The organism is Paenibacillus bouchesdurhonensis (assembly GCF_900155685.1).
GTDB lineage: Bacteria > Bacillota > Bacilli > Paenibacillales > Paenibacillaceae > Fontibacillus > Fontibacillus bouchesdurhonensis.
The window spans coordinates 221,727-233,744 of the sequence record NZ_LT732547.1; the positions used below are offsets into that span (position 1 = coordinate 221,727).

Consider the following 12,018-nt stretch of genomic DNA (forward strand, 5'->3'; position numbering starts at 1 on the left):
CTGTAATTTACAATTCATCCAAGATCCGTTGAAGCTAAAAGCTAAGCATCAAACAATTGTTGCAGGGATACTTTTTCTAAATGGAGATGAATAACCCATGAAAAATGAGCTGTTGAAAATCGGGCCGATAACCATTTATGGATATGGGTTGATGATCGCCATTGGCATTATCGTAGCTTATTCAATCATAATTCATAGAGCGAGAAACAAACAAATAGCACAGTCGCATATCACTTCATTAGCGATCTGGGGCGTATTATTCGGCTTTATTGGGGCTAAATTATTGTACTGGATTACGCAATACAGAAATATCATCGATAATCCTCGGGTACTACTGGAGCTATCTGGAGGCTTTGTCGTATATGGCGGTATTATCGGAGGAATATTAGCCGGTTATGTGTATTGCAAGAGGAAGCGGATAAATTTTTTGCAATGTCTAGATTTGTTTGTGCCCTCGATCGCCTTAGCACAGGGATTTGGAAGACTTGGCTGCCTTCTCGCTGGCTGTTGCTTTGGAAAAGAGACACACCATTGGTTCGGAATTACATTTCATGAATCCGACTTTGCGCCTAACGGTGTGAAATTGATACCTATACAAATTTTCGAGAGCGTATTTAACTTTGCCCTCTTTTTTGTCCTTATATGGTTGGCTAGAAGAACAAGGCCGGATGGATTTATAGCAAGCTTATACTTATTGTTCTATAGTCTCGGGAGGTTCGTCATTGAATTTTACAGAGGGGATCTCATTCGCGGGAATGTCGGCATCCTTTCAACCTCGCAGTGGATCGCGATCATCGTTTTTGTGGTCGCTTGCGGGAGCTTAGTTATGAAATTAATTAGATCCAAGAGAGTTAGTTATTATTAAGTCAACTTTCGCAGGGAAAAAGCTTGAATCTAGGCGTATGTTGGTTCGTTGGTTAAAGATGAGGAGATAAATGGGTTGGCGAAATTTTGTTGGGCAACTCGGATTGCGAATGTTCTAGCTTTTATATTTCTATAAAATAAGTGGGTGAAACAATTTGTCTGAATCCCTAGAAGAAAAGGTACAGCGATTGGAGTTATATGTGAACTTGTTACGCCAAATTACACTTGAACCGGAACAATATCGTCTATGGGATTGGATAATTGCAAATGGCTTGAATGGGGAGCAATTTGATGGCATTAAAGCTATCTTAAAGAAGTATGTATTGCTCCTTAATCATGAGCAAGATACTAATAAACCTTCCTTCGATGATATTTCTAAAGAGTTAATTGAGGTTTTATCTCCTAGCGAGTACCTGGCTAACGTTAGGGGAGTAATTCAGTTATTAAGAAACGCTGTTAAGATGACCCCATATCAGTCCTTACAATATTATCTTAATGATGCTCAGGAATAACAGAATGTTTGAGTAATCGATTTTAACGTTCCATAACACAAAAATGGATCAATAATATGTTCGAACAAAGGGAGGAAGAGTTATGCCCAATCATACAATACCCAGAAAAATAATATTAGATTTAGCAGTTACTTTAGATGGTTTTATTGAAGGGGAAAATGGGGAAGTCGATTGGTGTATCATGGATGATGAGATGGGATTTGTGAATTTCCTAAATCAAATTGACACTATTCTATATGGTAGAAAAAGCTACGAGTTATGGGGACAATATACGCCAGAGAATGAGGCTACGGACTCCGAAAAAGAAATATGGAGCTTGGTACATAGCAAAGAGAAATACGTGTTTTCTAAGTCGCAGAAAGGCACGGATCATCAAGCGTCGTTCATTAACAATAATATTCTTGAAGCAATAAACCAATTAAAGAATAAGCCCGGTAAAGATATTTGGCTATATGGCGGAGCCAGCCTGATTACAACCTTTATCCACTTAGGGCTTGTCGATGAATTGAGATTATCTGTTCACCCTGTCGTTTTGGGGGAAGGAAAGCCTTTATTTATTGATGTAAAGCAGAGGTTGAATTTAAAACTGATGGATACAAAAAGGTTTTCCTCCGGCGTTGTTCAACTATGCTATCAGATTTTGCGGACGGAGGAGTAAAGGTTTAGATTTGGCTATAAGCTTCATTTGGCCGTTGATATCGAAAAGTAAAGTACCTCCTCTTGGTTACACAGTTTGTATCAACGACGGGGTTAAGGCTTCTGCTCTGATAAATTAAATTAACCAACCGACTAAATACGCTTGCGAAGGGCCTCCTCAAAATGAGAAGGCTCCTCTATTTCTCGTATTGAAAATGGCGAATTAATCAACTAGTCGATTGCTACGAGCTTCCAATCCCCCTTGTCATTCTTATTGAAATAGAAAATCTTTGCGTTTTCTGTAATATTGTTATCTAGTAAGACTGTTCCAAGAACGACTACGGATATGCGTCCACTCCTATCTTCTTCTAAGCTATCTATTTCATCGAATGTAGCTATCGTATCAAATACATACATATTAGCCTCTATTATCACAGCATCTATAAACTGATTACTAAATTTTTCCTCGTCTTTATTGTATAAGGCTTCCAAGCTTTCTTTTAAAACCGTCTTGATTTGTTCATTCATTAATGGCTCATTGACCGAGTCCCAATCAATGAATACACCGGGAGTAAAATCAATAGCGAAATTTTACGCATTTTCTTGTACCGAGTTAGTCTGTTCTTGTGTAATTGGGGGGGGGGTGGTGCGCTATTGGGGGTTGTATTAGTTGTGTTACCACATCCACTCAAAAGGCCAATCATAAAAAAGCAACAATGCTTAGGCTTATTCTTCATTAACTCTCCTCTTTACCTGGTCTATTGATCAAGACGCTTTGGGAGTGGGAGGTTTCCGATATATGTAAAACTGATCCCGCACAATACCCCAATTTTTAGATTATAATCCTCTATAAATGCCCAACAAGTGAATGAAGCGTCTGTAATATCACCGATATTAACAGGCGATTGTCATAATTAGCTCCACATGAGGAGGGAATGTATTTTGATTAGGATCATATCGTCCATCATTTCTGCATTCATTCTATCTCTTGTATTCACTATGATTAACCATACGAATGAGGATCATGTCGTATACTACAGCTTTACAAGTAAGTTATTGAACGGGTTTGTCCTTTTGTTTGCCTTATATTTATTTATTGCTGTTCCTATATCCATATTTATCGATTTAAGAATTCAGAAGTATGGGAAACTCGCACATCTCTTGCTGTACTGTCTCGGAGGATTCATTATGGGAGGACTATTTTTATTGATCAATCCTACATCAAATCCTATGGCTGGCTTTCGCTTAACTTTACTTTTTGCATTGGGTGGCGGGCTGTTTTCTGTAGTATTGAATGTCTTTCGGTTCTTTGTGAGAAGGTGAGTTTTGGGCATGTTAGTATTCGAAGCAAATTAGTGAGGCTTTATTGCTGTTCCTGTTAATTCTCAAAAGAAAGCTTTTTGTCTTTTAGCTCCGCATTAATTCGCTTTGCGTCTTCCATATTGTTAGCAGGTGAAGTAATAGTGATCTTCTTATCCCCATCATGATAGGATTGGGTTAGTTGCTGATAAAGATCCTGGTCTGTAATTTCTATCGAGAAATGCAGGCTTTGATAATCAAAAAAGATTTGACCAAGATAAGATCTTGTTGATTCGTTGTAGCTGATTAATCCTGATCCGGGAGAAAAGGTTACATGTTCAAGCTTAATTTCATCTCCAATGACTAGAGAGCCGTTGAAACTGTGTTCTTTCGTGTTATACTCGCCATTCATGGATACCTCTAAAGTTTGATTTGTCTCGTCCCCATATATAAATGCTGCATTGTTGATATTAATCTCTTTCTTAGAAGTGGTACAACTTACGAGGACAAGAGACAGGAGGACTATAATATAAGTTTTCAGTCGAAGATTACTTTTCATTAAAGTTCGCCTTTCTTTTAAAAGAGAGGGTCATGAGTTGCCTCCTGACCCACTCTGTATAAATATTCTATTCTAACGTATCATTAGTAATGAATACAGCTAACGTATAAAAAAATGCATAAGGTACCATTAACCCCCGAATCCCTTGAATCAAAAAGACTTATTGCTCTTTGGATTCCTCAATCTTTTTTAATTCCAATTCAAGCTCTTCATTCATAGATTTAAGTGAATTGGAGACCGTTTGCTGATCAGACATCATTTCCCCCATGTATCTGGGTATGATTTCGTCCATTTTATTAAGAAAGGGTAAGGGAAACTTACGTAACTGATTAATTAGTGTAATGTTGGTTTTCTTCATTTTATAGAAAGCGCTCATGTTATCATCCATATTAGGATTTGGTCTTGTAGGTAAGTCAGCCATATTAATTTGCGGTAATATCATAAAATAGTTGTCCCCAGTTACATATTTAATTAATTCCCATGCCCCCTCTTTATTACCTGCTGTCTGAGGAATTGAGAAAATATCATTCATGTAAACCCCATTTCCCATGTCGGGGTTATCTGCACTGACAGGAAGACTGACGATTCCCCAATCTACATCTAGGGAGCCCTTATCTTTATTAATTAAGAATCTATATAAACTTGATTCGTCAATGGCCATAGCAATATTGCCATTTATAAATGGATAGGAAGCTCGTTCCATATCCTCGATTTGTACCGATTCGTTACTCTCTATCTTGTTGGGGTCATAACATGCCTCTGATTTAAAACAGTCCGTAATATCTTTAAAAATCGTTTCCCAAGAATCTGTGCTCAAAGTAAATTGTTCATTATTATACATGGATAGACCGATCGATTCTCCTATACCTAGTGCCATCATAAAAGCATTCGATGCATCTTTATGATACAATCCATACACTGGCTCGCTATGTTCATTCGACTTAGGGAATTGTCCAGCTAAATTGAACATCTCTTCCCAAGTGATGTAGTCTCTCGGGTAGGATACACCGTAGCGATCAAAGAGACTCTTATTATAATATAGTGCTTGGCCCACAAACGTTGGCGTTAGCCCGTATATTTGACCTTGTTCATCCTTAAAAAAATCAACAACAGAAGGTGTAAAACCAGAAAGATCAACATGATCCTTCTGGATTAATGTTGTTAATGAAGTTAGTTTTTCATTATCTCGAAGTATGATATAAGAATCCATTGGAATAACAATGACATCGGGGTTCTCTTCTACAATAAGCTCCTCAATTACTTCACTGATATCCTTGAATGTACCAGTAACTAAACTATCTACAATCGAAATAACCTCTACCTTGTAGGTAGGATGAGTTGCTAGGAACAAATTACCGTAGTTTTGGTTGAAAATATTTTTATTAAAAGCCAACACTTTCAAGGTCATGTCTGCGGGTTCCTCTTTAGATCCTGCTGTACAGGCAGAAAGAGTCACAACTAGTAAAAGGAACAACAAATAATACTTTCTCAACCTATTCCCTCCATGTAAATTTTTCATACGACTAACATATTACCGTTTATTTCCACGTTTGTAACTACTATATGTAATTATTTCAAATATTACTTATTTTACTTTTGAAAGGGAAGAAAATAAATCAGAACAACAAATCTGTCTAATGGCCTAACTCCAATCTATCAAATCAGGAAGGATTTCCCTGAAGTTTGTCGAAAGTACCCCTAGCTAGAGCTTTAGGCATGGAAGGGTGAATAGCAACCATGAACGTACTGAAGTATTGGAGAAACAGCTTAGCCGATGCGGACTGGTTGGATCCGAATTTTAACAAAATGAAGCCAAGTGGGTTTTTAATTCAATATGACGCAATTGAGAAAGGTGTCGTATCCTCGGATACCGTACAGCAGTTTATTTCCAAGTGTAAGGATAAGGATAAGAAGAAGACGATTTTTGATGTGGTAGTGTGCCCTGCCGTAACTTATGTAAAGAAAGAGCATGGTAGCACGATTAACTATAGATTACCTGAAGCTATTGCTCCATTATGGATTCCGGCCTTACTAGATGTATCCGGAACATTAAAGCCTCACCCACGATATACGCCCTGGATTTGTAGGGACTATCTGGAACCGAGTGAAACTGAAGTTTTACCGATGGGGAATATTGATCAGGTGGATGAGTACCTTTCAACACGATCTGTAAACCGGGAAAGCTGGGCGGATTATTTAAACTTCGCTCTCGAATTTTTTAAAAATGTCACCGGCATCCCCCTTTCGGAGTGGACACATGAACAGTATCGTTTATCCGATGAAAGCTATCTTTTCATCAACGATCTTGTCACTGGAACTTCGAGAGCCATACAGGATCTTTACGGCAATATCGAGATAGACCAAGTCCAATCGCCTTTGCAGCTAACGTTTGCAAGCATAGAAAGTCAACCACCGTTACCTGCATTGAAGGGGATAGCTTCCGAGAAGCTTTCTGTTGGTCACTATGGGCAGATGAGTAATCAGTTCTACCTTTCCAACTCGCAGCGGCAGGCCATGCATCATGTAACGCTGCTAAACGATGGGGATTTGATAGCAGTCAATGGCCCGCCGGGGACAGGAAAAACGACATTGTTACAAAGTGTTGTCGCCACTTCTGTTGTTCACCATGCAATTCATAAAATGGAGCCGCCAGTCATCGTCGTGACTTCTACGAATAACAATGCGGTTACTAACGTTATTGGAAGCTTTGGAAAAGTGAACGAAGTGGGGGAGAATCCCCTTTCCGGTCGATGGATTCCCGATATTACGAGCTACGGTTCTTATTTGAGATCTTCTTTCAATGACGAACACGAAGATGAAGACTGGTTAACCGTAATGACTGGACAAGGCGGATTTCGGGGTTACTTTGAGCACATTGAAACGACGGATTTCCTAGCTCAAGCCTCCCAGTATTATTTGGAGAAATGTTCTCAATATTTTGCACAGGATATAGCCACCGTCGATGATGCAACCGACTTATTGCACGGTAATCTTGTTAAAGTATCACAAGAAATTCAATATATCGTAAACACCCATGTTAAGTATCAAGAATTGGAAGGTTCTATTAAGGCCAAGTATCCCAAAGGTATTCAAAATGTGATTCAAGATCGAACGGAACATGTAAATCGAGTAATAGAAGAATTGGCTGAACTAGAGAAGTTCCGGATCGAGTGGAAGAAGTTTCTTTTGGAAGAACCCTGGTGGATCCCATTGCTGCTTAAAATTCCCGTTGTCAAAAATATAGCTATTCGCAAGAAGCAATTAAGGAACATACTCTTTTGTTCCCTTAACCAGCTACCAGATATGGCCCAAGAGGAGCAAATTGATCAGTGGTTCGCAGACAGTCACAGCAGATTGAGAGGCAAGAGAGAGCAGGCAGAAGCGCAGTTGTCGGAAGTAATGAAGGAATACGAGGAATATGTAACAGCGCAGAATAAATGGGAAGAGGTCGCATCTACCCTTTCAATTCAAGAGGAAGAGACCTATTTGGAATATTTGGATCGAACGAACCGTTATGAGGCGTTTAAGCTCGCCGTTCATTATTGGGAAGGTCAATGGTTGTTGGAAACGGAAAGAATGCTATCGGATCCGAGCTATAATCGGAAAAATGGAAAGAAAGGGCGTTCTCTATTGTGGAGAAGATTGGCCAAGCTAACGCCTTGTTTTGTCACAACCTTATATATGTTGCCTACTTTTTTTAGTGCATATCAAGCGAGGCTGCATCCCATGTATGAATATATTGATATGCTGATCATTGATGAAGCTGGGCAAGTTGTACCTGAAGTTGCTGGGGCTTCCTTTGCCTTAGCCAAGAAGGCGATTATTGTCGGAGATACCTTGCAAATTCAGCCCGTTTGGAGCATCCCTATTACGGTAGATATGGGCAATTTACAACGATATGGATTGCAGACAGACCCCGAGGCTTATGATGAACTTAGAATTACGGGAATCCCGGCATCTTGCGGCTCCGTCATGGAAGTTGCCAGAAGACACACCAAATATACTATTTCGGAGTCGGATGGAGGATTCTTGTTGACAGAGCATCGTAGGTGCGTACCTGAAATTATTGCCTACTGCAATGAACTGGCTTATTACGGGAAACTGGAACCTAAGCGGAAATCGATCAAAGATTATTTACTACCGCATATGGGATACGCTCATATTCCAGGTACTTCGCGGAAACGAGGAGGTAGCCTACAGAATAAACTCGAAGCGGAAGTGATTGTCAGTTGGATTGACCGAAATAAGGATAAGCTTCTGGAATACTATTCGCAAGAAGGGCTAACTCGGATCGAAGACATTGTTGCCATTGTAACTCCTTTTTCTTCTCAAAAATGGCTACTCCTAAATAAGCTGAAACGTGCAGGATTGAAAGGAGTAAAAGCGGGTACGGTACACACATTGCAGGGAGATGAACGCCCGATCGTCCTATTTTCTCCAGTGTATGACAGTAACCATTCCTCGGGGTATTTTTTCGACCAAGGGGTTCCGATGTTAAACGTAGCCGTATCCAGAGCGAGGGACAGCTTTCTTGTGTTTGGTGACATGGGAGTGTTCTCTCCTGCTAGGCCGACACCATCTGGCTTGCTTGCCAAGTATTTATTTGCCAAAGAGGACAATGAAATCAAGAACATTGATTTGGGGGACTACTTTAACACCCGTTACGGTGCACCCATCGAGCATATTCATGAGCTAGAGGCTCACCAACAACTTCTTCGAGATTGCATTCAATCGGCTAACCAAGAGGTTCATATCGTCTCCCCGTACCTATCGTCAGTCGCTATTGAAGCTGATCAACTTCAGCCGCTATTTGATGAAGCTGTGCAGCGTGGCATCACGGTGTCGATATATACGAATGAAGCAATGAACTACTATAAGAATAAGCTTAAGGATACTTATGTAAAAGCCAAACAGATTTTGCAGGAACACGGGGTACAGCTACATCTGACCGACAGAGTCCATAGTAAGGCGTTGTGGGTGGATACCAATGTCCTGATTGAAGGCTCCTTCAATTGGCTATCTGCCATGAGGAACCCATCTCATCAGTGGTGTTATTATGAGACGTCTTTGGTCTATCGTGGGCCGGATGTTGGAGCAATGATTGGGAGGATCAGGGAGGAGTTGGAGAAGAGGAAGTTGGTGCAGGTGGTCTTGGGTTAGCTTACGGCGAAAAATTCTATAAGCTTTTTTAGTTCAGAGTAAAACTGAAAATAGCTCAGTTAGTAAATACCGGCTGATATGCCCCGATGAATTGACTTTTAATATTTCTAAGAGATGTATAGTTGACGCTATTAATAGATTCGGAGAACAGTACCATAAGTAATTGATTTATCATGAGAATTGTATTGTTAATTTAGTGGATAATATAATTTTTATTAAAATAATAATTTTTGGGGGATACTAATGGAAAAAACAGAAGTATCAAATGGTCGTGTTGTAAGAGGAATTAAGTATAAATTAAATGTAAAGGGAAATGATATTGAGAAAAAAATTGTAAGGAATTTATCTGAGTTTTTTGGAGTAACCTTTTCTAGAATAGAAAGATTTAAAAATACAGATTATAACTTTAGCTTTTTACAACCAGGTGATGAATATAGAGAAAAATTTAATATGTATAATGAGTTTCTATTATTATTTTCCCCTTTTCAAGATTTTGATAGGAGGGCTTTGGATTTTGTAGATAAAACTTTAACAGATTATGATAATCGTTTAGATAAAGTTTGTATCTTTCTTGTTAGTAAAGATTTAAATATTACAAGTAAAATTGCTACTTTAAATAGTGAAAATAAGGATTCAAAGTTAATTGTACCTTTTACATATGATGAATTTATAAGAGGTATGGTTACTAAAGAAGATGTAGAAAACAAGTTAAGGGAGTATTTTTATAGTAGAGATTTATTTGCTATAGAATCTCCTATTAGAAATGATAGTTATTTTTTTGGTAGAAAGAAAATAGTGCAAGAGTTTTATTCTAAATATATAAGTGGTGAACAAGGCGGATTATTTGGACTAAGAAAGATAGGTAAAACTTCAGTACTTTATGCTCTAATGAGAACTATAGAATCTAAAGATGGAGTATATATATTTATAGATTGTCAAAATCCATCCGTGCACACTTTAAGATGGTTTGAGTTATTAGAAAGCCTAATTAATAAACTCATTAAAAAATATGATATACAAGTAGATGTATCTGAATATACTTTTAATGAAAAATATGCTGCTTCTAGCTTTGAAGATTTAATGCTTCATATTTATAAAGCATTGAATAGTAAGAGAATTTTATTTATTTTTGATGAAGTCGAAATGATTTCAATAGATACTGCTAGTGCTGAGTGTTGGAGAAATGGTTTGGATTTTGTTTATTTTTGGCAAACTATTAGGGCGTTTTACCAGGAGCATCAAAATGAATTATGCTTTTTAGTAGCAGGTGTGAATCCTCATTGTGTAGAGGTTGCATCTATTCAGGGAATTGACAATCCTATATTTTCTATGATCAATCCTGCCTATTTAGAATTATTCGGAATTTATGATGTTAAAAATATGGTCAGTAGTATAGGTAAATACATGGGATTAGATTTCGATGAAGAAATATATACAAAGTTAGTAGAAGATTATGGTGGACATCCATTTCTAATTAGACACATCTGTAGTTTAATTAATAGTTCGGTATCTTTAGAGAGACCGATAAATGTGAATAAATATGACTATAATAGAGAAAAACAAAATTATGATATTGCAATTTCAAAATATATAGAACAAATAATACAGGTGCTAAAGATTTCATATCCTAAGGAATATAACTTATTAGAAATTTTAGCTGTTCAAGGAAATGAGGCCTTCCTTTCTAAATTAGGAAAAGCGGACTTTTCAACGATTCAACATTTGATTGGTTACGGGATCTTAAAGAAATATAAAGAGACTTATTTTATTACGATAGAAGCACTAGCAATATATTTGAAAAACAATAGTACTTTATTAGTTGATAATTCTATGGAAGAGAAGAGAACCGCAATTAGTAAAAGAAGAAATAAGTTAGAAATTAAGTTAAGAGAGATGATATATACAGTTTTTATTACCAAGTATGGGAAAATTGATGCGAGGGAAAAGATTTTGAAAGCTAAAAAAACTGAGGAAAGAACAAAATTTGAAGGAATACCCCTTAATGAATTAATGGAGAAGGAATATTATTTTCCAGAATTAAAAGTTTTGATTGATAAGAATTGGGAGGATTTTTTCAAGGTTTTTGAAGATAAGTCCAAATTTAAATTGAATATGGAAATTATAAATACATATAGAGTTGATGCACATGCTAAGAGCATTACAGAAGAAGATTATTTAATGACTCATATGGCTTTAAAATGGATTGAAGAATGTGTATTTTAAAATTTTCACTTAGTTATATTACGGAGAACCGTATCACAAGTAGGACTAAATTTGTGGTATTGAACGCTTATGGGATGTGGGAAATCCTCCCCTCGAGGATAGGGCAGAGTTAACACTTTGCATATTTATTGCGTATAAACAAGCTAAAGCTATTCTGGACTTTAGTTAGGATCAACGCTGTTCGAATCCAATCGGATTCGTAAGTTACATTGTCCCTCTTGTCATTTTTTCATTAGTGAGATATTGGTTGGTTAGCATTCACTTTGCAAAGAGGGTACCGAATCGAGGTGAGGCTCATGAGGAATGGGTTAAAAGATAGAATGAAAGTTCTTGTTAAGGCGGTTAGAGAGACCGGGTGGCCGTTATCTACAAACTTAGTTGCATTAAGTGCTACACTGGCTTAAATGAAAATTTTTATATTCTGCTTACCCTTGGGCTTTCCTCTTAAAAAGGAAAACCACTTCTACTGAGCGAACGTGGCTAAGACGAGCTCGATGCTGCCAACGCGGGGCCTGTTATTTACGGTCACTTTTGGGACTTTATGAATATGAGAATATTGATTTAGGCAGTGGTGAGGCACTTATAAAATTAAAAGATAACATTCAATTCCAGAAGGATTTCATTTGTTTTCGGATTTTATTGAAGTTGGGAATGCAATAAGAATTATAGTGGATTAACCCAGTATTGAAAAGTTATCTTTGTCCATCAGCTTTATCGAAAATGTGGTCTCAAATGAAGGAATAAAAAGTGAAAATCCCACTTTTT

At 37.6% G+C, this 12,018-nt stretch carries 8 protein-coding genes; 5 read left to right on the forward strand and 3 right to left on the reverse strand.

From position 1 onward, the window contains the following. Nucleotides 1–97: 97 nt before the first annotated feature. The 3 genes from CZ379_RS01070 (at nucleotide 98) to CZ379_RS01080 (ending at nucleotide 2,034) form a co-directional block, all read left to right on the forward strand. Complete coding sequence (locus tag CZ379_RS01070; protein ID WP_110929905.1) at nucleotides 98–865, forward strand: prolipoprotein diacylglyceryl transferase; 768 nt, start codon at nucleotides 98–100, stop codon at nucleotides 863–865. Nucleotides 866–1,019: 154 nt separating this feature from the next. Continuing rightward, nucleotides 1,020–1,376 carry a hypothetical protein gene (locus tag CZ379_RS01075; protein ID WP_110929906.1) on the forward strand — a complete coding sequence of 119 codons (357 nt, stop codon included), beginning with the start codon at nucleotides 1,020–1,022 and terminating at the stop codon, nucleotides 1,374–1,376. An 82-nt stretch (nucleotides 1,377–1,458) separates the two neighbouring features. Further along, nucleotides 1,459–2,034: a dihydrofolate reductase family protein gene (locus tag CZ379_RS01080; protein ID WP_110929907.1), complete on the forward strand. Its 576-nt coding sequence runs from the start codon at nucleotides 1,459–1,461 to the stop codon at nucleotides 2,032–2,034. A 209-nt stretch (nucleotides 2,035–2,243) separates the two neighbouring features. Here the strand turns inward: CZ379_RS01080 and CZ379_RS01085 are convergent, their stop codons facing one another. The 3 genes from CZ379_RS01085 to CZ379_RS01100 all read right to left on the reverse strand — a co-directional run bounded on the left by CZ379_RS01085 (nucleotide 2,244) and on the right by CZ379_RS01100 (nucleotide 5,362). Beyond that, a complete protein-coding gene (locus CZ379_RS01085) occupies nucleotides 2,244–2,540 on the reverse strand; it encodes a hypothetical protein (RefSeq protein WP_110929908.1) in 297 nt (98 codons plus the stop codon). Nucleotides 2,541–3,390: 850 nt separating this feature from the next. Beyond that, nucleotides 3,391–3,870 carry a hypothetical protein gene (locus CZ379_RS01095; RefSeq protein ID WP_110929910.1) on the reverse strand — a complete coding sequence of 160 codons (480 nt, stop codon included), beginning with the start codon at nucleotides 3,868–3,870 and terminating at the stop codon, nucleotides 3,391–3,393. Nucleotides 3,871–4,030: 160 nt separating this feature from the next. Next, the gene (locus CZ379_RS01100) at nucleotides 4,031–5,362 is read right to left on the reverse strand and encodes an ABC transporter substrate-binding protein (protein ID WP_199925389.1); all 1,332 of its coding nucleotides are present in this window, start codon (nucleotides 5,360–5,362) and stop codon (nucleotides 4,031–4,033) included. Between the two features lie 245 nt (nucleotides 5,363–5,607). Here CZ379_RS01100 and CZ379_RS01105 point away from each other — a divergent pair, with 245 nt between their 5' ends. Both CZ379_RS01105 and CZ379_RS01110 read left to right on the forward strand, forming a co-directional pair. Then, nucleotides 5,608–9,030 carry an AAA domain-containing protein gene (locus CZ379_RS01105; protein WP_110929912.1) on the forward strand — a complete coding sequence of 1,141 codons (3,423 nt, stop codon included), beginning with the start codon at nucleotides 5,608–5,610 and terminating at the stop codon, nucleotides 9,028–9,030. Nucleotides 9,031–9,273: 243 nt separating this feature from the next. Then, nucleotides 9,274–11,253: an ATP-binding protein gene (locus tag CZ379_RS01110; protein ID WP_110929913.1), complete on the forward strand. Its 1,980-nt coding sequence runs from the start codon at nucleotides 9,274–9,276 to the stop codon at nucleotides 11,251–11,253. Nucleotides 11,254–12,018: the final 765 nt, after the last annotated feature.